Genomic DNA, 23,183 nt, shown 5'->3' with positions numbered 1-23,183 from the left:
CCGGAGGTATGGTTGCGCCGGGAGCTTCACTTTCGTTTGCATTGGGTGTGATTGCATTGAAAAAATCATACCGGTGACCATGCTCTATGGCAATTTGAGGATAACCGTCGGGATGATAGGTTCCTACACCATACTTTTCTTGCGAATCGCGCGCCTGGTTTACTCCCGGCATCGCGATGTCAATATGCTCCGCTTTAAGTCCCATATCATGATTGCCCGGAATGTAAGTAACTTTTATTTTACCATCTGCGATGATTCCGTTCAGAACATCAAAAATGCTCTGGTTTGCCGCTACTGTTTTTCTGACAAAATCGGCTTGTGTGCCATCGCCATAAGTATCTACCCGTGTAGGGACATACCACTCATCGAGTATATCGCCATTAAGGATGAGTTCTTTGATTGTGGCTGACGTTCTTACTTCAATTAGAAGCTGTTCTATCCTGTCCAGATGCGCTACCGTTTCGGAGTAGGATAAGTCGTTACCTAAATGTAAATCACTAATTACGACAATTTTATCCCGAGCATCGTTACTGCTCTCGCTAATAATATCGAAAGGATTTGTGGCAATAGTTGTTTCTTCGTTATCCTCACAGGACAGCATAATAAAGACTAAAGTAACTAATGAAAATAGGAAATAGCTTTTTTTATTCATACTTATATATTAAAAGTTAATAAATTTTCCCATTTAAAGCACCTCTGCACTCGCATGACAGCCAACGGTCGGCGGCCCGGCGTTGGGGCGGTTGGCGGGCACAACTCTGTTAACCGAAACGGATACCCGTGCGGGTGGAAAAACTTCCAAAATCCACTTTCGTCCGCCTGACGCCAAACCGCTTGTTAGTGGCTGGGTTTTCAGTGTTAAAGCAGACTTTCAAAGTTAGCACTTTTTTTAGAAATTAATGAAAATCAATAAATATATTTTTCAGATTATTCAAAGAAATCAGATATTGATAATTCACAATCATTAAAAAATTGTTTGGGTGTTAAGATGTAATCATCTAACTGTCGGTTGATTGTGGCGGATAAATGACTTTTTCCTAGTGTAGGCTGTATTTAAGAGATTGTTTCCGGTGTTATCCTGCGGTTTGGCAGTCCAAAAAGGCAACGGATAAGTAGTAGAACTTTCACTTAACTCCGCTTTATCCTTCTTTTTCGCATACTGGAAGAATATAACGGAACAACACCTAACTAACTTATTTATCAAATACTTACTTTGTTCGTCCGTATTCTTCTAATATCTGCGAAATTTTTTATACTTTTGTCGTAACGTTTTTTCAAAGCGTTTATGTTGATTATAACTGCTACAAACAGTTCAGGAAATAAATCCTATATGGCCAAAAGAAAGAAAAAAAGACAGAGACCAAGACAAAAACCAAAACAAGGACACAAAAAGAGGGTCATCTCCTTTTTGAAGAATGAACGGGTACATTTCATCGGGGGGGTTATTGTGGCTTTCATGGGTATTTTCATGCTGTTAGCCATTGTATCATTCTTCTTTACCGGTGCGGCCGATCAAAGCAAAGTAATCAATAAAACATATTTGGAGGTAGTACGTTCAGGCACATCAGAGATAGATAACTGGACAGGTGCAGGTGGTGCTTACATTGCAGAGATACTTGTAAACGACTGGTTTGGACTGTTTTCAGCGCTTATCCCTATCTTCCTGATCTATATCGGACTACGCATAATGAATGTATGGAAGTTCTCATTCCTGAAAGCTCTCTTCATCACCGCATTCGGTCTTGTCGCCGGCTCTGTTTCAAGTGCCTTCATTCTGGATAAACTTTTCCCTGATACTCATGTGAAATGGGGTGGTGCACACGGTCTCCAGATTGAACAGATGCTGGAGAGCAGCATCGGATGGCCCGGAGTCATATTACTGATCTTACTGTTCATTACTATTATTGTAGTAACACTTCGTAAAAGTTCGATGTATAAGATACAGGAGACATTGATCAATGGCACTTCGGCATTCACTCCGCAGAACGATATTCCTGACGATTCGGAAGAAGAAAATGATGATGAATCGGAAAAGGAATATAAACCGGGTCTTTTCAAACGGTTTTTTGCCTTTCTGAAAAAAATAAAGCCGGTCAGGGCACGGGAGAATGAACAGGAACAAGATGAAGAAACAGATCTGATGGGGCAAAAGGAGACTCCGGTAACTGCATACCCACTCCACAATATCAAAGAGCCTGCCATCACAACTCCGAAACCACCTGTTATAAAGAAACAAGTGCCGGTAGAGAATGATTTCGAGGTAATTGTCCCGGAAGATGATGAGACTGCCATCCACTCACCCCATCCGGAAGAAACCAGAAAAGGAGAAACGGAGATACTACCGGAATTAACCCCGGAGTTGCAGGAAGACTATAATCCTCGGAAAGACCTCTCCTCCTTCAGATTTCCCACTATGAACCTGTTAAAGGTCTACAATACCGGTGACAGGGCTGTGGATATGGACGAACAGAATGAAAATAAGGAGAAGATCATTCATACGCTACGCAACTACGGTATCGAGATCACCTCAATAAAAGCAACCGTAGGCCCTACTATCACCCTTTACGAGATTGTACCTCAAGCGGGAGTCCGTATTTCCAAGATCAGGAATCTGGAAGATGATATCGCCCTCAGCCTTTCCGCACTGGGTATCCGTATTATTGCTCCGATGCCCGGAAAAGGTACTATCGGAATTGAGGTTCCCAATAAGGACCCACAGATCGTTTCAATGCAATCGGTGATCAGTTCCAAGAAGTTCCAGGAGTGTGATTTTGAACTACCTGTGGCATTGGGGAAGACCATCACCAACGAGGTCTTTATGTTCGACCTCACCAAGATGCCTCACTTGTTAGTGGCCGGTGCTACCGGGCAAGGGAAATCGGTCGGCTTGAACGCTATCATCACCTCCCTTTTATACAAAAAACATCCATCGGAAATGAAGATGGTGCTGGTTGATCCCAAGATGGTGGAATTCAATATCTATTCCGCTATTGAGAAGCATTATCTGGCTAAACTGCCGGATGAAGAGAAAGCGATCATCACCGATATCACCAAAGTAACTCAGACGCTGAACTCCCTCACCAAGGAGATGGACGACCGCTATGAGTTGCTGATGAAAGCCCATGTCCGTACGATTAAAGAATATAACGAGAAATTTATCAAACGTCGGCTGAACCCGGAGAAAGGACACCGGTATATGCCCTATATCGTGGTAGTGATCGATGAGTTCGGCGATTTAATCATGACCGCCGGTAAAGAGATCGAGATGCCTATTGCCCGTATTGCACAAAAAGCGCGCGCCGTGGGAATCCATATGGTAATCGCTACCCAGCGCCCCACCACCAATATTATCACTGGTACCATCAAAGCCAACTTCCCTGCCAGAATGGCTTTCCGGGTTACATCCCAGATCGACTCCCGTACCATCCTCGACATGAGTGGGGCCAACCAGCTTATCGGACGGGGAGATATGCTCTTCTCTCAGGGTAGTAACCTGATCCGTATCCAGTGTGCTTTCGTGGACACACCCGAAGTGGAAGATATCTCCCAATACATCGGGAAACAGCAGGGATACGACTTTGCCTTCCCGCTTCCGGAAGTGATTTCCGATAGCACGGATATCGGACCCGGCTCAGCAGACCTGAGTGATAAAGATCCCCTCTTCGACGAGGCCGCCCGCCTTATTGTGGTGCACCAGCAAGGATCGACTTCGCTTATCCAGCGAAAGTTCTCCATTGGCTATAACCGTGCAGGCAGATTGATGGACCAACTGGAAGCTGCAGGGATAGTAGGTGCCGTACAGGGTAGCAAACCGAGGGAAGTATTCATTGCCGATGAATATTCTTTGGAGAAATTATTGAATTCATTGCGGTAATATCCAATTTACTATTAGCAGGAATACATCCTCAAAATAAACTAATTCCTGTTTTTGCAGTCCAATCCTACAAACAAACCAAAAAACAAAATGAAGACGATCACATCGATAACATTGATTTTTCTCCTATCAGGGTATACATTCGCCCAAAGTTCAAACGAAGCCAAGGTATTGTTAGACAAGGCATACGCCACATACGAAACCTCCAATGGGATCCGTTTGTTATTCAAGGCGATCATGACTGACAAGGAGGGAACAGTTTATGAACCCCAATCGGGCGAAGCCTACATAAAAGGAGACAAATTCAAACTCGAGATGGAAGCCATGGATATATGGTTCGACGGAAAAACCCAATGGGTATTGATGAAGGATCTGAACGAAGTAAATATCAGTGCTCCCACTGCAACTGAAATCGCCTCCATCAGTCCATTAGCGCTACTTGGGATATACAAGAACGGATTTACACTGAAAGCACCTGCCTCCAAGACAATCAACGGAAGAAGCACTCATCTGATTGATATGGTTCCCGTCAATCAGAATAAAGATTTCAAATCCATCACTGCTGCCATCGACAAGGAGAGTGGTAATATTATACAGGTGATCATCACTATGGCTGATGGGATGAAGAACAGGATTGACATTTCCGGATATAACACCAATCACCAATTCACTGATACTACATTCCGGTTCGAGAAAAACGATCATCCCGGTGTGGAAATAGTGGATCTCAGGTAATTCCATATTTTCCGTTTACCACAGATAGATTATGATAATAATCGATGTGGGATATGGAAGAAAAGTCGTAACTTTGAACTAATTAATAATCCATATGCCTTCTCGCGGTACAATAACAGTGAGAAGGTTTTAAAATTCAATATAGAATATGAGAAATAATACACGATGTCTGATCATCGGATCAGGACCTGCGGGATATACGGCCGCCATTTATGCTTCACGGGCAAATCTCGAACCCATCCTTTACGAAGGAATGGAACCTGGAGGACAATTGACGACTACCACTGAGGTAGAAAATTTCCCCGGATACCCCGAAGGAATCACAGGTCCGGAGATGATGGAAGATATGAAGAAACAAGCGCAAAGATTCGGTACAGATGTCCGTTCCGGAAGAGCTACCGCTGTCGACTTTTCAGTACGTCCGCTTAAAATAATTATTGACAATGAACAGGTGATCGAAGCAGATACCGTTATTATCTCTACCGGTGCATCCGCCAAGTACCTTGGCTTACCCGACGAGACCAAATATGCCGGACAAGGCGTATCGGCCTGCGCCACCTGCGATGGTTTCTTTTACCGCAAGAAAGTGGTGGCTGTAGTCGGTGGAGGTGATACCGCCTGTGAAGAAGCCACTTATCTGTCGGGGCTGGCCAACAAGGTATATATGATTGTCCGTAAGGACTATCTGCGTGCTTCTAAAATCATGCAGGAGCGTGTGCTGAACAATCCAAAGATCGAAGTACTTTTCGAGCATAACGCAGTGGGCCTCTACGGTGAGAACGGAGTGGAAGGCGTTCATTTAGTGAAACGTATGGGAGAACAGGATGAAGAACGGTATGATATTCCAATTGACGGATTCTTCCTTGCCATCGGACATCAACCCAACACCGCCATATTCAAAGATTTTCTCAAAACGGATAATGTAGGTTACCTTATTACTGAACCTCCCACTACAAAAACCAACATTGAAGGGGTCTTCGCCTGTGGTGACGTAGCCGATCCTATCTACCGGCAAGCAGTCACAGCAGCCGGTACTGGCTGTAGAGCTGCCATGGATGCCGAACGTTATCTCACAGAAAAGGGATTATAAAATCATTTTATCATTATCCCCCATAACTAAGCCTCGTTTCGAAAGAAACGGGGCTTATTGTTTGTCATTATGATTATTTCATCTCTTATACACATCCACTATCATCAAACCATAGTTTCAAAATATTATAAAAACACAGCAATATGACAGATCGACCATTCTCTGATACTAAAATCGGGTTGAATTAATATGATCTGCCGGATCCATCAAGGTAAAAAATCGTAAATATTGATAAATACTTTGAAGACTCCCACATTATAGATAGTATTTATGTTAAATGAATCTCCTGCATTCAGAATTAGAATGTATCTTCGCAGTCATATAATATAGTTATTTCTCCAATAAATTTCTTCTTAGGTTATCAACTACGACGGTTATTTTGGATTGAAATAGCATATTATCCACAACACGAATACTATTATAAACAAAAAAACAAGAGAATGAAAAGAAAATTATTTGGTTTTAAAGGGTTATTAACTCTCCTTTTAGGATTGATAACCTTTTCTGTTTCTGCGCAAACGGTTACCATACAAGGGCTGGTAACTGATGCCAGTGGTGAGCCTATAATAGGTGCAACTATTATTGTAGAAAACAATCCATCACAAGGAACAATTACAAATATCGACGGGAAATACGTCTTCCCTAATGTTCCATCGGATGCAAATTTAGTTTTCAGCTATGTAGGTATGAAAACAGAAGTCGTAGCGGTAAACCAACGGACGACTATAAATGTAGTAATGAAAGAGGACTCTGAGCTACTTAGTGAAGTAGTCGTTACCGCATTAGGTATCACCAAGCAACAGCGTTCTGTAGGTTATGCAACCTCAAGCGTTTCAACGGCTGAAATTGAAAGAATTAATGCCATCAACCCCATTACAGCATTGCAGGGAAAAGTTGCCGGTCTCGATATTAATCTGACCGGAGCATCGGGTGTGACATCCAGCTCTTCAATAACCATTCGTGGAGCAAAATCCATCGATAAGAACAACTCTCCTATTTTTGTTGTTGACGGAATGATTATTCAGGAACCTTTAAGGGGCGCCCTCGACGGTACAGACTGGGGATCACAGCTTAAAAATTTAAATCCTGCAGATTATGAGAGTGTCACAGTATTGAAAGGAGCTGCTGCAACGGCATTGTATGGTTCTCGTGGTGCCAACGGTGCAATAGTTATTAAATCCAAAGGAGGTAAATATGGCAAACAAGGCCTTGGAGTTGAAATATCCCAGATTCTGGAAACTACTGATATCTACAAATCTCCCATCGCATTACAAAATGTATATGGAGCCGGTGCACCCGGTAATGGATTTGAAGGTGGTTTTTTAGCAGACGGCTCTCTTCAGAGGACAGCAATCAGTTTTGGTCCAAAAATGGATGGTTCGCTGGTGAATCAGTACCTTCCCCACGGTCAGACTACACCGTTTGTTCCTCATCCGGATAATTGGAAATCTCTCTATCAATCCGGTCTGAACAGTACAACCAACGTTGCCATTAACGGTGGAGGAGAAAGTTCTTCATTCCGGTTATCATATTCATTTACTGATAATAATGGCGTATTTAAAAGAAATAATTTTAACAGGCATGCTATCTCTTTCAGGGGGTTAACTGACCTGAATGAAATATTCTCATTGGAAGCGGGTGTTAATTACGCTTTCTCCCGTGCTCAGAATGGTGCTGATCAGGGAGGTTGGAACTGGGATGGAAACCTGGGTATGATGAGTACCTACCACACTCCCAGAAACATGGATATAGCGGCTTACGAATCGATATACAGAGATCCGGTAACCCAAGCGGTAGAAACTGATAGTCCCTGGGGAAGTTTAAGAGGATATTTACACAATCGCGATTTGAATCTGAATTTGAGATCTGAGAATTCTATGCTTAGCAATTTGACATTGAGAGCGAAAATTACTCCTAAACTTATGGCTAGCATTCAAGGTAATTACAATTACTACGGTATCTCTACATTGAAGAAATCTTACGGAACCGGTGCGAATTACGGGCCGACCGGTAGTGGAGCATATGCCAGAGGAGGTAATATTTCCGGATCATACAACTTCCTCGGAATGTTGCAATCGATGAGCAACGAATTTAGTATAGGAGGCGAAAATATTATTATGGATGCAATTTTAGCAGCCGAACTATATGGCAATACCGAATCTCACTCATGGAGAAAAGAAACAAACGGAGGATTAATCACACCGGGAGTATTCTCTTTTTCCAATTCTGTAAACAGAATTACTCCTGAATTTGATTACACACCAAGAAATAATCAGGCTTTTGGTCTGTCTGCGATTCTCAATTTTGCATGGAGAGACCAGGTGTTCCTTGAATTGACGGGCCGCAATGACTGGTTATCAACCCTCACTTATCCTTCCTATATGACAACAGGGATGAATAACTACACCGTCTTCTATCCGTCGGCCAACGCTTCCTGGGTATTTACAGATACTTTTGATGTTCCTGATTGGTTTTCATACGGAAAATTAAGAGCTTCTCTTTCACGTGTGGGTATGGGTACTTCTGCTTATGCAACTACCAGAGGGTTTGGAGTCTTCTCACAAAGTGCACAGTATGACCCCTACAGGGAAAGTGTTATTATTGCTAATCCCAATCTTGGCACTGCATGGAACAATGACTTAAAACCGGAAGTACAACAATCCATAGAATTGGGTGGAGATTTCAGATTTTTTAATGAGCGGCTCAATATCGATTTTGCGTATTATAAAACAAATACCAGAAATCAAATCCTGGAAGTAGATGCTGTTAGAGAAGCCGGAGCCAGTAAACAATTGATTAATGCCGGTAATATTCAAAACCAGGGTGTTGAAATTCAATTGGAAGGTACCCCGGTCAGAACCGCTGATTACCGCTGGACTGTAGGAACCAATTTCTCGCTGAACAGAGGTAAGATCATCAAACTTCATGACGAGGTAAAAGAGTGGCAGTTAATGGGACAATATGATGGTGGTCCCGAAATATGGGCTTATGAGGGTGGCAAATTCGGAGTGATAACTACTGCTTACAACAATCCCTATGGGTCTTCCATTTACCGTTTCAAGAATGAAAATGATCCGAACGACCCAAGAAACGGAAAACCGGTTATCACCTACCTGGGACAAGCCGGAAATCCTAACAGTATACCTGTATATGGATATACCACTAACTACGACATGGGTATACCCGACAGGGTTGAAATTGGTAAAGTAGAGGCAGATTTCTTATTAAGCTTCAACACCTCTTTTTCATATAAGGATTTCGACTTCTATGCTCTGATTGACGGACGCGTAGGCGGAAATTTCTTCTCGAATACGTACAAATATGCGTCTTCTATGGGAACACTGCAATCCTCTCTTTATGGAAGGGATAAAGAGAACGGGGGCTGGCAAAGAACCAACTACAAAGGTGAAACCGTACATGATGTATACCCTCTGGATGGAGTCTTTGGAGAAGGTGCTACAGCTCCGTTAGCCAGCGACCCTGCCACCCGGATCGATGTAAGCGGGTTAACATACAAAGAGGCGCTTGATAAAGGAATTCGTCCGATGCCGGCCGGTGCATACTACGTATATAATTATGGCTGGGGAATGCCCGCTGAATTAGGGCTGCAAGAGAACACCTGGTTTGCACTACGCGAAATAACAGTTGGTTATCGTGTTCCCAAAGCTATTTTGGATAAATTTGGGGCAAATTACTTTAGAGTGGGATTAACAGCCAGGAACCTGGGATATTTAGTAAACAAACTGACTGATGGTTTGAACCCTGCATCCATATCGAATAACAACCCGTTGACTCCAATGGATATTGGTGCTGTTCCCTTCTCTCGTACTTATGCTATCAACTTTACTTTAAGATTCTAAAAACTAAAATTATGAATAAAATCAAGTTTATACTAATAGGGTTAGTATCACTTTTCATTTTTTCAGGATGCCTTGATGACTATCAGGAACTGAATACGAATCCCGAATTGTTAGGGAATGTCGACCCAAGAAGTGCTTTTGCGGGGGCGACAGAAAACTGGAATAATTCTCAACGGCATCACCTGACAAACAAATACAGTGGCATAATGCAAATCATGCAATATATCGTAAATTCCGGGGGAGCATCATCCTCCATCTATGTAAACCCAAGTGCCACTTCCCGTCCATCGACTTACACACCTTACTACGACGATTTCTTCGGACAAATCGGCCTGAAATTGCGTTATCTGGTGAATACCGTCATTCCGTTAAATGCCGAGAAAGAACGTTATCAGGATATAGCAGCAATTGCGAATATTTTGGAAGCGTATCAGGCATGGCTATTGTTCGATGTGTATGGAGCGGCTCCTTATATGGAAGGGTTGAAGCTTGCCAGTGAAGGGATTAAAACTCCGCGGTACGATCTTTATCAAAAGAATATTGAAGGAAAAGAGATGTATAAAGTGCTGGATGAAAAAATAAAAGAAAACATCACGGTATTGCAAAACTCATCCGAAAATCAATATAATCTGGAGAGAAATGACTTCTTCTATGCTGGGGATGTATCCAAATGGATCAAATTCGGAAATACGCTGCGAATTAAAATGGCACAACGTCTTGAAAAGGCTGACAATGCCTTTTATACATCAGTAATAAATGAAGCCTTGTCGCATCCGGGCGGGATCATTTCCAACCATGCCGAATCGGCAGTGTACCATCATCCTAATGAACACAATAATAATACGGATGATATGCAAGGATTGACAACAGACTACGTTGCATCCCGTGTTTTGGTGAATTTCCTCAAAGAATATGACGATCCGCGTCTTCCTATTCTGATACGGAGAAATGGATTTGGTGACGGTAATAATAATAAGAGCAATGATGAGGTCTTTGATCTGTTAAAGAAGTATTATCCGAATTACGCAAATGATTTCTCCCAATGGACGGATAGGTATATAGGTATGGCTGCCAACCCCGACAGTACAAATAGTTTATGGTCGACCAACGCCTATTTCACCATCCCATATATAGAGGTTGTGGACGGAAAAAATGTTGAGCGGACTATGACTGTACGGAATAACAGTCAGATTGAGAGTCGTTTTTTTGTCAAAAATGGTGGAACAGTGAACAATACGTTAGGTGTTCGGGAGAAAGAAGATCAGGATTTATATGATGTCTCACAAGATAAGATATCATTGTTCACTCCTTTGATTACCTACCCCGAGGTTTGTTTCATGATGGCAGAGATTTCCTTGAAAGCAGGAAACACCATGGGTGGCAAAACCGCTCTGGCATGGTATCATGACGGTATTCGCGCTTCTTTGGAGCAATATCAGAAATGGGCAGAGAACATGGCTGTTCCTTCTGCTATGAACTCGAACAGTGATAATTATGCACCCATCACTGCAGCTTCAATTACCGCGTATCTGGCACGTCCGGAATTCCAGACGGTCTCTTTGGAAAAAATTATTACCCAACAATGGGTAAATCTGTTTATGCGTCCCGAAGAGGCCTGGGCTACATGGAAACGTACGGGATTACCAGCCTTTAAAGCACAGCCGGAGCCCGAAGGTGGTGTCGCTTTCTTAGAGGAAATTAAGACAGGTGGAGATCCTCTTTTCATACCAAGACGAGGATTATTGCCCACTCCCAACACAGCTAATATCATCAATTTCAATGATGCGGTAAGTGAATTAACTTCCGATACTAATTACGGATCGTCCATTGATAAGACAGAAGGACGAATTTGGTGGGATAAGCCATAAACAACACTTACCCCTTTTCAACAATAATGAAAGGAGGAGAACCGCAAGGTTTTTCTCCTTTTTTATTATCGGGTATTTATAAAATGAAGCGAACCTTTTGACAGAAGTATCCTTTTAACATCTCATTCTTTTTTATCACGAATATTAATCGTATTTTTGTTCTTCAAATAATACATGAAACAAGCATGAAAAAAATTCTGTTACTTACAGCCATACTCCTATCAGGAATATCCCTCTTTGCTCAGCAATTGGATGGGACTTATAAGAACGAAGCTGACTCAATCGCATTCTCGAATGAAAAAGCGACATTCCGTATAAGTGGTTTCGGTGGGCTCTCGTCAGCTCACGTCGGAGAAGGAACATATGAACTTTCGGGAGATTACCTTTTTATTCATACTTCTGATTATAATGGAAACAGAACCCAATTCGAGGCATTGAACGGTTCGAGGAAGGATACCTGTATTATTAAAACAATCAGTTTGCATAAATATTCCCTTCAAGGTATCCTGGTTGAGGCGCGCAATAAATCAGGAAAACTCATCAGCAGTAAAGTGACAGACAATGAAGGAAAGGTATTCTTCACTCCATGTGAAAAAATTACCTCCATTTCGGTTTCTTCGCTGGGATATAATCCTATCTCCTTCGATTACACGCCCGGAAAAGATTTTCTGGTCAGAGTTGCAGAGAATGACATCGTTGAAAACCAAACGGTGGTTTTTAAAATCGATTTTACCGACCAAGAGACTCTCTCCCTCCTCATGCTAACGGATGATTTTAAAATGAGCAAAAACAGGGACAATGAGTTACTGAAATTAGAGAAAAGGGTACAAAGAAGTAACAAACTGGATAAACGGTTTAAAAAGGTGTATGTACCCTACAGCAGGAGAAACTAACCTCCACTACAAAACGTTTGCCAGTTAAGCCAGCAAACGTTTTACTGTTTCTGAAATCTCTCTACCTTCGGCTTTGCCGACAAGTTGTTTAGAGGCAATACCCATCACTTTTCCCATATCCTTCATGGAAGTAGCTCCTGTTTCTTCAATAATACGTTTCACTGCGGCATCTAACTCCTCCTGTGTAAGTTGAGCAGGTAGAAATTCCTTGATCACTTCCATTTGGGCGATCTCAGGCTCTGCCAGGTCTCCTCTGTTTTGTGCCGTATAGATCTCTGCGCTGTCCCTACGTTGTTTCACCATCTTTTGCAGAATGGCTGTCGTTGCCGCTTCCGTCAACTCATCGGCCGCTCCTTTGGCTGTCTTGGCTTCCAGCAATTCTTTTTTAATTGCCCTCAATGCTTCCAGCCGTATTTTATCCTTGGCCAGCATGGCTTTCTTTATCTCTTCTGTAATTATATCTATCAGTGACATATGTTTGATGTGTTGATGTGATAATTTATTACTACTCGGCTCTGCCCTTAATCAATCGAACAACTACTGAGTTACTATTGAACAACAATCGAAAATCAATCAAATAACTACTGAATCACTATTGAATAACAATTGAACATCAATCGAATAATGATGATTGATGTTGTTGTCCATCCGCAGAGAAGATACGGGGGTTGAAGTCGGCTTCCCGTTTAAACACGGGAGTCTTTTCCAATGCTTCCAGCACCTTATCGTCATCCAGTTCTTCGATCGTTAATACGAAAGGTTCTAACCGGTAGTTAACACTGGTCAGTGTCTTCAGTCCTGTCTTGCCATAATATTTCTCGATTAGTTCCTTGTCTTTTTTCTCCTGCTCCAACTGTGCATCCCTCTCAATCTGTTGCTGTATTTGTTCGGCTCGGGTTTTCTCCTGTTCATGCTCCTGGATCCCCGGCACGCTGGTGATAGAGAAACCGGTAGCGAGTAAGGTGACCTTCACCTCCTCTTCCAATTGTCCTTCCACAGCTGCACCCCAGATTACTTCTATCTCACGGCTGAATTTCGACATGAAATCGTGTAATGCATTCATCTCTTCCATCATCAACGGATGAGTCTCACCAAATGAGAGGTTAATCAATATCTTCTTTGCGCTGAATACATCATTATTATTGAGTAACGGAGAGTGCAGCGCATTCCTTATCGCGTCGTTCACCCTGTCTTCACCTTTACCCAAACCACTACTCATAATAGCTACTCCACCATCTTTCAGGGTAGTATTCACATCGGCGAAGTCGAGGTTCACATGTCCGTGCACGGTGATAATTTCGGCGATGCTCCTGGCAGCAGTAGCCAGGGTATCATCCGCTTTGGCAAAAGCATTGAGCATAGTCAGGTCGCTGTAGATATCCCGCAGACGCTCATTATTGATTACCAGCAATGCATCCACGTTTTTTGACATCTCCTCCACCCCTTTCAATGCCTGGACGATTTTTCTCGGCCCTTCGAACATAAAAGGGATGGTAACAATACCCACGGTGAGTACCCCCATCTCTTTCGCCACACGGGCTACCACGGGTGCAGCACCGGTTCCGGTCCCTCCACCCATTCCGGCAGTGATGAATACCATCCGTGTGCCGTCATTCAGGAGATCTTCGATCAAATCGACGCTCTCTTCGGCTGCCCGCTGTGCGATCTCGGGTTTATTACCCGCGCCCAGTCCGCCGGTGGTCTGGCCACCCAGTTGCACCTTTACCGGTACCGGCGATTCCATCAACGCCTGGTTATCGGTATTACACAAGGCGAAAGAGACATCATGTATCCCCTCATGAAACATGTGGTTTACAGCGTTACCACCACCACCGCCCACGCCGATCACCTTGATAATGGCATCGGTACGGCTTTCTATCTGAAAATCCAATAATTCGTCGTCCATCTCCTGTAAATAAAAACAGTATTATTCATCATCTTCTTCCGAGAAAAGACCTCCAAACATACCTTCAACTTTAGAGAAGAATCCACCACCCTCTTTCTCTTCTTTTTCGGGTTTCGGTTTCTTTTCTTTAGGAGGTTTCGGTTTTTTCTCGGGCCTTGGATTCCGCCCCTTTCCTATGAACCAACTGGAAGAGCCTGATTTCCCTCCTTCCTCTTCCTCCGTTTCGACAGGATCAGGTTTTACCATCTCACAATTTTCTTCACCAAAAAGAAGCATTCCCAATGCCTGGGTGAAGGAAGGATCATGCATCAGGTCAGGGAAATTATTGACCAATGTCTTCCTGGCAGATGCCCTTCTTACGGGCATCTTCAATTTCTGTGTAAGATACAGGTCTATATTCTTGAGTTGTGATGCACCACCCGTAATAATCAGTCCGGCACCTAATTGCCCTTCATATCCGGAGAGGGCTATCTGCTCCTTTATATTGGCAGTTATTTCGTCTAATCGCATACCGATCACTTTATTGAGTTCGGTAAGATCGACATCCGGTTTCGAAGAAAAAGGAGACAGGAACATGGGGCCCTCCTGGCTCTCGAATGCTTTTCCAAATTTTATCTTGAGTTGCTCCGCATCATTCTCGGTAAAATTCAACGCGCAGATATCTTTAGTGAGGTTCTTTCCTCCAAAAGGGATGACCACCATCCGACGGAGTATTCCTCCTTTATAGACCGACAGTGTGGTTGTGCCCGCTCCAAAATCCAAAAAGGCACAGCCCAACTCTTTCTCCTCATCGTTTAACGCAATCGAAGCCGAAGCCATCGGTCCCACAATGTAGTCTGCAATCTCCAGGTCAGTTTTGGCTGTAATACTTTTTTCTATGTTTACCAGCAGGTTGGGGCGTCCGACAATCAATTTGAACCCGGCCTCTATCTCGGAACCCGTCACCCCCACCGGGTTGGGTTCCGGTTTATCGTCGATATAATACTCCACATCTGCGATCCTGTAATTACGCTTCATTTCAGGCTGGAATTTCTCAGCCGATTTACGTAACCGGCTCACCTCCTCTTCTGTGACCATTCCGGATGAAATCCGCAACATCTCACTGAATTCAAACGTATGCAATGATTGTCCCGAGAGAGATACATAGACTTTCCCAATTCGCCTCTCCAAACTGTTTTCGAGCATCATGATAAGTTTGTGTACATTGGCACCGGCCTGTTCAATATTGTAGACCATTCCTCTACGGATCGAACTCCCCGAATCGATAGAACTGCTAGCCAAAATGGAGATGACTCCATTTTCGTTCTTACGGCCTACAACCCCTTTGATTTTGGAACTACCAAGATCAATTACAGCTATAAATCCAGACTGCGTCATATTATATACTTATTTTTTCGTACATACCACCTGATTATCGTATTTCAGATTGATGGCAGAATAGCGATTCCATCCCACCACATTAAGCCCTTCATCCACAAACCGGGAGAATTTAGCCAGCTTAGCCTGGTAATCATCCAGACTTCCCAAAATGATCCTGAAATCACCAGCCCTTGGGATTAATTCCACCTCCTGATCCTTTTGCACCACGATCTGCTCTATCCATGCATCCCAATCGGGATGGGAAGAAAGGAACAGTGCAAAATCAGACAATTGGTTTTGGGCAAATTCCTCATCGATAACCCCGGTGGCTACGGGCACATATACGGCGAAATTGGCAGAAACGGGCATGATACGTCGTTCATTATCCACATAGAAATTACCCTTCACATCAGAGATAACTCTCAATATCGGTTTCCGTTGAGATATCGTCGCCATTACCGAGCCTTTCGGGGTAATAAATACCTTGGCAGACTCCACCAGTTTGTTGGTAAGAATACTATCCCGGATAGCTAACGTATTAATCTCCCCAAATGTTTTACCGACGGGATAAAGATCGTACCGTTTCACCAGTCCCACAATATCCTGGGTAGATACAAAACGGTAGTGGGTACTGTCTTCAATCACCACGCTAAAACTCTCACACACTACGTCTTTCGATCTATTCCTGAAATAGGATGCAGAAAAGATAAGGTAGCCAATGACTACCGCCGCAATCAATATGATGAGAAATTTTTTCACCGGTCAGGAATATTTTATTAACTACAAAGATACAATTAGTTATTCAAACAGATGAACTCTTCAAAATCATTTAATTCCCGACAGATATTTTTCTGCCAACAGATGCTCTATTTCAGGAAGCAACCGGTCGATATCACCAGCTCCAAACGTCACCAGCACCTCCACATCTTTTTTCCGAATCAGTGTGACCAAATCCTCTTTTGTGCATAATATTTTCTGTCTCGAAGTTATCTTATCGAAGATGATCCGTGAAGTAACCCCTTCAATAGGTTCTTCCCTGGCCGGGTAAATATCCAGCAGTATCACATCATCCAGAAGGGATAAGCTCTCCGCGAACTCCTGAGCAAAATCACGGGTACGTGAATAGAGATGCGGTTGAAACACCGCTGTTATTTTCTTATCGGCATAAAGCGCCTTGATCGATTGAATGGCAGCCGATAGTTCCCGGGGGTGATGGGCATAATCGTCGATAAAGACAATCCGGTCGGTTTTGATATGAAAATCAAACCTTCTCGCGGCCCCCCGGAACGTATGCAACGCTTCCCGAATCTCATTTATTGTAACGCCACACAGTAATGCGGCAGCGGCAGCTGCCACTCCATTCTCGATATTAATCTTCACCGGAACACCCAGTAAGATATCTTTGATCACCTGCGACGGTGTCACGATATCGAACACTATCTCGCCATTGCCTATACGGATATTCTCCGCATGAAAATCGCCTTCCGATTCACTATAACTCCATATCTTCACTCCCTCTGCAGTACACGGGGTCAACGGAATACCTTTTTTCATAATCAGGTGTCCGTCGGGCCGGATCAATGAAGTAAACTTCTCAAAACTCTCACGGTATGCCTCTTCGGTACCATAGATATCCAGATGATCGGGATCAGCCGAAGTGATGACAGCGATCCAGGGTGTCAACCAGTGAAAAGAGCGGTCGTATTCATCTGCTTCCACCACTGTAATATTACTCTTGTCGGAAAGCAGCAGGTTATTGTCATAATTTTTCAGGATACCTCCCAGGAAGGCATTACAATCCACCTGGGACTGCCGTAACAGATGGGCGACCATACTCGACACCGTCGTCTTTCCGTGGGTTCCCGCCACACAGACAGCATCGCTGCTGACTGTGATCTCACCAAGCAGTTGCGCCCTTTTCATCACCACAAAGCCGTTCTCCCTGAAATAGAGCAGTTCGCCATGGGATGCCGGTACGGCTGGCGTATAGACGACCAATGTCTTTTCGTGATCGAGAAACGGTGTCGGAATAGCGTGGATATCATCCTCATAATGGATAAATGCCCCTTCATCCTGTAACAATCGGGTAAGCGCCGTCTCAGCACGGTCATATCCCCCTACCCTTTTTCCTCTCGAGAGAAAATAACGGGCCAGGTTGCTCATGCCAATACCACCAATACCTACAAAATATATCGATTCGTAATCCATATTCGCTTCGCGTTATTTGCACTTCGTGCATTATTCAGTAGTTATTCATTCGCTTCACTCACGAACAACTACCGAATAACTTTTTCTATTTCGTCGACGATTCGTTTTGCCGAGTCGTGTTGTGCCAGTTTTAAAATATTCTCACTGAGTTTTTTTAATTCCTCTTCATCCCTGATCAGCGTTATCGCCCTGGTGAACAGGATATCAGCAGCTTCTGCATCCCGGATCATGATAGCTGCGCCTTTATCGACCAGTGCCTGGGCATTTTTTGTCTGGTGATCCTCGGCTACATTGGGTGAGGGTACCAGAATGACAGCCTTCCCCAGCAGGCTGAATTCCGAAATAGATCCTGCGCCGGCACGCGAAATCACCAGATCAGCCACTGAATAAGCATAGTCCATCCTCGACACGAAATCGACCAGATGCACGTTCGGTGGTATCTTGCCTTCCGATTGCAACTGCTGCATCTCTTTATAATAATATTTACCGCATTGCCAGATCACCTGCAGATCATCGGCTTCAGCCAACTTTGGGAATACACGGGCAATACTTTGGTTGAGGGTACGGGCACCAAGGCTTCCCCCAACCATCAGAATCGTCTTTCTGGCGGGATCCAGCCCGAAGTGAGCGTATCCCTGCGTCCGGTTCTCTTCCGACACCACCAGATCCTGGCGGCAGGGATTACCGGTAAGCACTATCTTCTCCGCGGGAAAGAACTGCTCCATCTTCTCATAGGCAACACAGATAGCGGAAGCTTTCCTGGCCAGCATCTTATTGGTCACCCCGGCATAAGAGTTCTGTTCCTGAAGGAGTGTCGGCACACCTTTTGCCGATGCCGCCTTCAATATAGGGCCACTGGCATATCCTCCTACTCCCACCGCTATATCGGGCTTGAAATCGATGATGATCTTACGCGCCTTCTGCATGCTTTTAAAAAGCTTCACCATCACCGAGAAGTTTTTCAGCAGATGCTGACGGTCGAAGCCCGCCACAGGCAAGCCCACGATCTTATATCCGGCAGCCGGCACACGTTCCATCTCCATCCTGTCTTCCGCACCCACGAAAAGTATCTCGCTGTCGGGCCACCGCTCTCTCACGGCATTGGCAATACTGATGGCAGGAAAAATATGCCCCCCCGTACCTCCACCGCTCACAATCACTCGCTTCATACCTGGATAATTTCAAATTCAACTTTATCTTCCAGTCGGTTGATTGACCCAACGTCTGCACCGGGGAGGTCGCTACCGGAATCCTTATTCTCCTCATCCTTGCCGGTTTCTGCTTCTGAGGTCTTTTCCTTTTTCTTCCTACCGATACCGAAACGGTCGGCACTCAGAATCAATCCGAAATAGGCACAAGTAATCAGGGTAGAAGTCCCACCGCGGCTCACTAGAGGTAGCGGTTGTCCTGTGACCGGGATCAGGTTGACGGCCACCGCCATATTGATAAATGCCTGTATGGAGAGCATCAATGCCGACCCTAGCACAAGATACTTGGGAATGAGCTTCTCGGTCTTCCGCGCACTCATCCCCGCCCGGATCAGGATAATCACATAGAGCAGCAAAACAAAAAGACCGCCTACCAATCCCATCTCTTCGATGATGATTGCATAGATAAAGTCGGAATAGGCCTGTGGCAGGAAATCCCGTTCGGTACTGTTCCCGGGAAACACGCCCACCACCCCACCGTTGGCAATGGCGATCTTGGCGTGTGCCACCTGATAATTCTCATCGGTGATGGTATAATATTCTTCTTCGGACAACTCTTTGTGTGAACTGAAACTGGCTATACGGTTCTTCCATGTACCCAGACGGTTCAGAGGCCCGGAGTCGGTCCAGTTGTCGGGAATCACATTCAGCATCAGTACAAAAAGGAGTATCAGGGCGATCCCCGCTCCCGCAACTTTCAGCAACCTGATAATTTTCACATTACCGATAAACATCAGCAGATAACAGATACCGAACAACAATACGGCGGTCGACAAATTATCCATAGCGATAATTCCACAGACCACCACCATCAGGCCGATCATCCAACGGAACAGGATAGCGTCGTTCTCCCCATTTTGCTTGCTCAGGAGGAACGCAATCGTTCCCATCAGCGATATCTTCGCGATCTCCGAAGGTTGAATGGTAAATCCCATAAAAGATATCCAGCGATCCGCCCCATTGACGCTCACACCTATAAACGGCGTCAGGATCAACAAAACGATAGCGCCTAACAGCACAAATATCAACGAAGAGAAATAACGGTAAGGGATATTATGGATCAATAGTATCACTCCCACCCCCCCAATCAGGAACATGGCATGCCGCAATATCGGCCCCCACATATTTTGTTGGCGATAGACAATAGTACTGGTAGCGCTAAAAATCTCTACCAGTGAAATCACACACAGAATGATAAAGACTAACCAGATCACTTTATCACCCTTGAATATCTTACGCCCGAAATCACCTAACGAAGATTCCGTTTCCGCTACCCTTCCATTCAATTGATCGGGATCCTGCATTTGATTGCTGTCGTTAAGCATGTTTTGATTTGTTAATTTAATAAGTTACTGATTTTCAGCTTTACTGTTATTAGCACTGCGCGAGTTATTCGCTTCGCGTTATTCAATAGTTATTCACTCGCTCCGCTCGTGTTATTTGTGCTTCGCACGTAACTCAATTGCGATTTACAACTGAATATCCACTGAATTACAACCGTCTCACAAATTCCCTGAACTGGTCTCCCCGGTCCTCGTAGTTCCTGAACAGGTCGAAGCTCGCACAACAGGGTGAGAGCAACACTGTATCACCTTTCTGCGCCAGTCGATAGGCAGTATCTACTGCTTCGCTCATCGAACCGGCATCATAAATGTCATTCACCTTACCGTCGAAGAACGCGTGCAACTTACTGTTATCTTTTCCCAGGAAGATCAACGCTCTTACTTTACTACGCACCAACTCCTCAATTTCGGTATAATCATTACCTTTGTCGGTACCGCCAAGGATCAATACCGTTTTCGTACGCATACTCTGCAAGGCATACCAGCATGAATTCACATTAGTCGCTTTGGAGTCGTTGATATACTGCACTCCACGTACTGTAGCTACTTTCTCGAGTCGGTGAGGAACTCCCTTGAAGTCGGCCAGGGATATGCGTAACTGTTCATCGCTGACATCCATCAGTTTTGCTACAATCCCCGAAGCCATCGAATTGTACACATTATGCATCCCTTCCAATGCAAGCAATTCCAGTTCCATATCGAATATATTTTCTTTCGTTTGAATATAGAGTTTCCCGTCTTCCGTATATGCAGCCGTAGGGCCATTCTTTTTCTCTCCAAAAGGATAGATGGTGGCAGACGGCTTCAGTTTCTCAATTTCTTTGGTCACCAGAGGATCATCCACCCAGTAGATGAATGCATCTTCGGTCTTCTGATTCCGGATGATCCGCATCTTGGCATCCACATAAAGTTGCAGGTCATGATCGTAGCGATCCAGATGATCAGGGGTAATATTCAGTAGCACGGCTATATCGGCCTTGAAATCATATACTCCCTCGAGTTGGAAACTACTCAGTTCCAGCACATAATAATCATACGATTCCTCTGCCACCTGACGGGCAAAACTCTTCCCTATATTACCTCCCAGACCCACGTTCAATCCCGCTGATCGCAGGATATGGTAGATCAGGCTGGTAGTGGTCGTTTTTCCGTTACTCCCGGTAATACAGATCATCTTAGCATCGGTATATCTGCCGGCAAATTCAATTTCGGAGATCACCGGAATACCCTTTGCCAGTACCTTTTGTATGATAGATGCAGTATCGGGGATACCGGGGCTCTTTATTATCTCATCAGCACTTAGTATGTTCTCTTCACTATGTACACCCTCCTCAAAATTGATCCCGTATGCCTTCAGTGTCTCCCGATGGGCATCCGACAACTTACCGCTGTCGGAAAGAAATACCCCGAATCCTTTCTTCTGCGCCAGTATGGCAGAACCCACACCGCTTTCACCACCACCAAGGATCACTATCAACTTCTCATTCATCGTTCTATCTATTTAGCTGACCAATCGCACCGGTTCAGAACTCATTACCGGCACTCAGGGATTCGTTCTCTCTCTTTACTACCACAACTATTATCTCATTTTGAGGGTCGCAAGGGCCAATACCACCAGGATCATCCCTACCAACCAGAAACGGCTTACGATCTTTGGCTCGGCCAAGGGAGCAAAAGGCTTCTGGATAAGTGCATCGATACTCCCGTCACCCGGTTTCTGATAATGATGATGTAGCGGGGTCATCTTGAAAACACGTTTACCCACCCCGTATTTCTTCTTCGTGAATTTAAAATAAGTTACCTGTGCGATCACCGATAATGCCTCTACAAAAAAGACTCCACATAGAATAGGTAGTAGCATCTCTTTATGGATCAGCACGGCAAAAACACCAATAATACCTCCCATTGTCAAACTACCCGTATCTCCCATAAATACTTGAGCAGGATAGGCGTTGTACCAGAGAAAACCGACACAGGCCCCCACGAAGGCGGAAGCAAACACCATCAGTTCATCGCCTCCCGGTATATACATTATATTAAGGTAAGAGGCAAAGTCGACACGTCCCGAGACATAGGCAAGGATACCCAATGCCACCCCAATAATGGCCGAAGAACCGGAAGCCAGTCCATCCAACCCATCTGTCAGGTTAGCACTATTGGAGACTGCCGTCACGATAAGGATCACCATCAGGATGAAAACGACCCAGACTGCCGTATCGGCATAATCCCCCATCCAGTTGACAAGCCCTTTATAATTGAAGTTATTGTTCTTCACAAATGGGATAGTGGTACTGGTGGTTTTTACATCCTCATTTTTATAGGTGACATCCTCTATCACGTTATTGATACGGATTTCTGTATTTTCACGGACAACAATCTCGGGACTGAAATAGATGGTGAGGCCGACGATCAGTCCCAAACCGATCTGCGCCACGATCTTAAATTTACCTTTCAATCCCTCTTTATCCTTTTTGAATACCTTGATATAATCATCGGCAAAGCCTAATACACCCAGCCAGACAGTGCTGACAAGCATCAGGATAATATAGATATTCTCCAATTTTCCGAAAAGCAGCGTGGAAACCAGAATAGACAAGATCACAATAACTCCTCCCATAGTGGGTGTACCCCGTTTACTGTATTGTCCTTCCAGGTCAAGGTTTCGGATGGTCTCTCCTATCTGTTTTCGCTGTAAAGCGCTGATAATCTTCTTTCCGGCAAAAATACCGATCAGCAGGGCAAAGATCGCAGCCATGGCGGAACGGAACATCACGTACTGAAACATACCCGCCCCGGGGAAATCAAGCTTGTCTAAATATTCAAATAGATAGTATAACAT

16 protein-coding genes are annotated in these 23,183 nt (G+C 44.3%); 6 read left to right on the top strand and 10 right to left on the bottom strand.

What is annotated here, in order from left to right; all coding sequences use genetic code 11:
- A partial coding sequence (locus VB073_RS03240) for a metallophosphoesterase (protein ID WP_323402708.1) occupies window positions 1–652 on the bottom strand: 652 nt, incomplete at its 3' end.
- 678 nt (window positions 653–1,330) lie between these two features.
- Between VB073_RS03240 and VB073_RS03235 the strand changes: the two genes are divergently transcribed.
- The 6 genes from VB073_RS03235 to VB073_RS03210 all read left to right on the top strand — a co-directional run bounded on the left by VB073_RS03235 (window position 1,331) and on the right by VB073_RS03210 (window position 12,320).
- Window positions 1,331–3,874, top strand: a complete 2,544-nt coding sequence (locus tag VB073_RS03235) for a DNA translocase FtsK (protein WP_323402707.1) — start codon at window positions 1,331–1,333, stop codon at window positions 3,872–3,874.
- Window positions 3,875–3,964: 90 nt separating this feature from the next.
- The gene (locus tag VB073_RS03230) at window positions 3,965–4,609 is read left to right on the top strand and encodes a LolA family protein (protein WP_323402706.1); all 645 of its coding nucleotides are present in this window, start codon (window positions 3,965–3,967) and stop codon (window positions 4,607–4,609) included.
- A gap of 148 nt (window positions 4,610–4,757) precedes the next feature.
- Window positions 4,758–5,699 carry a thioredoxin-disulfide reductase gene (gene trxB, locus VB073_RS03225; RefSeq protein WP_323402705.1) on the top strand — a complete coding sequence of 314 codons (942 nt, stop codon included), beginning with the start codon at window positions 4,758–4,760 and terminating at the stop codon, window positions 5,697–5,699.
- Between the two features lie 440 nt (window positions 5,700–6,139).
- Window positions 6,140–9,559: a SusC/RagA family TonB-linked outer membrane protein gene (locus tag VB073_RS03220; RefSeq protein WP_323402704.1), complete on the top strand. Its 3,420-nt coding sequence runs from the start codon at window positions 6,140–6,142 to the stop codon at window positions 9,557–9,559.
- An 11-nt stretch (window positions 9,560–9,570) separates the two neighbouring features.
- Complete coding sequence (locus VB073_RS03215; protein WP_323402703.1) at window positions 9,571–11,427, top strand: SusD/RagB family nutrient-binding outer membrane lipoprotein; 1,857 nt, start codon at window positions 9,571–9,573, stop codon at window positions 11,425–11,427.
- 185 nt (window positions 11,428–11,612) lie between these two features.
- Window positions 11,613–12,320, top strand: a complete 708-nt coding sequence (locus VB073_RS03210; protein ID WP_323402702.1) for a hypothetical protein — start codon at window positions 11,613–11,615, stop codon at window positions 12,318–12,320.
- Window positions 12,321–12,344: 24 nt separating this feature from the next.
- On the opposite strand, the gene VB073_RS03205 is transcribed toward VB073_RS03210, so the two are convergent.
- The 9 genes from VB073_RS03205 to mraY all read right to left on the bottom strand — a co-directional run bounded on the left by VB073_RS03205 (window position 12,345) and on the right by mraY (window position 23,183).
- Window positions 12,345–12,794, bottom strand: a complete 450-nt coding sequence (locus VB073_RS03205; protein ID WP_323402701.1) for a GatB/YqeY domain-containing protein — start codon at window positions 12,792–12,794, stop codon at window positions 12,345–12,347.
- Window positions 12,795–12,933: 139 nt separating this feature from the next.
- Window positions 12,934–14,226, bottom strand: a complete 1,293-nt coding sequence (gene ftsZ, locus VB073_RS03200; protein ID WP_323402700.1) for a cell division protein FtsZ — start codon at window positions 14,224–14,226, stop codon at window positions 12,934–12,936.
- Between the two features lie 21 nt (window positions 14,227–14,247).
- The gene (ftsA, locus tag VB073_RS03195) at window positions 14,248–15,603 is read right to left on the bottom strand and encodes a cell division protein FtsA (RefSeq protein WP_323402699.1); all 1,356 of its coding nucleotides are present in this window, start codon (window positions 15,601–15,603) and stop codon (window positions 14,248–14,250) included.
- Window positions 15,604–15,612: 9 nt separating this feature from the next.
- Complete coding sequence (locus tag VB073_RS03190) at window positions 15,613–16,344, bottom strand: hypothetical protein (protein ID WP_323402698.1); 732 nt, start codon at window positions 16,342–16,344, stop codon at window positions 15,613–15,615.
- A 66-nt stretch (window positions 16,345–16,410) separates the two neighbouring features.
- A complete protein-coding gene (murC, locus tag VB073_RS03185; RefSeq protein ID WP_323402697.1) occupies window positions 16,411–17,793 on the bottom strand; it encodes a UDP-N-acetylmuramate--L-alanine ligase in 1,383 nt (460 codons plus the stop codon).
- Between the two features lie 68 nt (window positions 17,794–17,861).
- Entirely contained in the window at window positions 17,862–18,962 is a 1,101-nt protein-coding gene (gene murG, locus VB073_RS03180; RefSeq protein WP_323402696.1) for an undecaprenyldiphospho-muramoylpentapeptide beta-N-acetylglucosaminyltransferase, read from the bottom strand.
- Complete coding sequence (locus tag VB073_RS03175; RefSeq protein ID WP_323402695.1) at window positions 18,959–20,326, bottom strand: FtsW/RodA/SpoVE family cell cycle protein; 1,368 nt, start codon at window positions 20,324–20,326, stop codon at window positions 18,959–18,961. Before VB073_RS03175 ends, murG begins: the two co-directional genes overlap by 4 nt.
- 166 nt (window positions 20,327–20,492) lie before the next feature.
- A complete protein-coding gene (murD, locus tag VB073_RS03170) occupies window positions 20,493–21,833 on the bottom strand; it encodes a UDP-N-acetylmuramoyl-L-alanine--D-glutamate ligase (RefSeq protein WP_323402694.1) in 1,341 nt (446 codons plus the stop codon).
- 90 nt (window positions 21,834–21,923) lie between these two features.
- Window positions 21,924–23,183, bottom strand: a complete 1,260-nt coding sequence (gene mraY, locus VB073_RS03165) for a phospho-N-acetylmuramoyl-pentapeptide-transferase (RefSeq protein WP_323402693.1) — start codon at window positions 23,181–23,183, stop codon at window positions 21,924–21,926.

The organism is Proteiniphilum sp. (genome assembly GCF_034927365.1).
In the GTDB taxonomy this organism is placed as follows: domain Bacteria; phylum Bacteroidota; class Bacteroidia; order Bacteroidales; family Dysgonomonadaceae; genus Proteiniphilum.
This window is presented reverse-complemented; position numbering and strand designations above follow the sequence as displayed.

Bases quoted from the DNA above. Each gene is read 5' to 3' on its own strand.
- ftsZ (WP_323402700.1), bottom strand. From the start codon at position 14,226: ATGGACGACGAATTATTGGATTTTCAGATAGAAAGCCGTACCGATGCC.
- ftsA (WP_323402699.1), bottom strand. From the start codon at position 15,603: ATGACGCAGTCTGGATTTATAGCTGTAATTGATCTTGGTAGTTCCAAA.
- VB073_RS03215 (WP_323402703.1), top strand. From the start codon at position 9,571: ATGAATAAAATCAAGTTTATACTAATAGGGTTAGTATCACTTTTCATT.
- murG (WP_323402696.1), bottom strand. From the start codon at position 18,962: ATGAAGCGAGTGATTGTGAGCGGTGGAGGTACGGGGGGGCATATTTTT.
- VB073_RS03175 (WP_323402695.1), bottom strand. From the start codon at position 20,326: ATGCTTAACGACAGCAATCAAATGCAGGATCCCGATCAATTGAATGGA.
- murD (WP_323402694.1), bottom strand. From the start codon at position 21,833: ATGAATGAGAAGTTGATAGTGATCCTTGGTGGTGGTGAAAGCGGTGTG.
- VB073_RS03235 (WP_323402707.1), top strand. From the start codon at position 1,331: ATGGCCAAAAGAAAGAAAAAAAGACAGAGACCAAGACAAAAACCAAAA.
- VB073_RS03230 (WP_323402706.1), top strand. From the start codon at position 3,965: ATGAAGACGATCACATCGATAACATTGATTTTTCTCCTATCAGGGTAT.
- trxB (WP_323402705.1), top strand. From the start codon at position 4,758: ATGAGAAATAATACACGATGTCTGATCATCGGATCAGGACCTGCGGGA.
- VB073_RS03205 (WP_323402701.1), bottom strand. From the start codon at position 12,794: ATGTCACTGATAGATATAATTACAGAAGAGATAAAGAAAGCCATGCTG.
- mraY (WP_323402693.1), bottom strand. From the start codon at position 23,183: ATGTTATACTATCTATTTGAATATTTAGACAAGCTTGATTTCCCCGGG.
- VB073_RS03210 (WP_323402702.1), top strand. From the start codon at position 11,613: ATGAAAAAAATTCTGTTACTTACAGCCATACTCCTATCAGGAATATCC.
- VB073_RS03220 (WP_323402704.1), top strand. From the start codon at position 6,140: ATGAAAAGAAAATTATTTGGTTTTAAAGGGTTATTAACTCTCCTTTTA.
- murC (WP_323402697.1), bottom strand. From the start codon at position 17,793: ATGGATTACGAATCGATATATTTTGTAGGTATTGGTGGTATTGGCATG.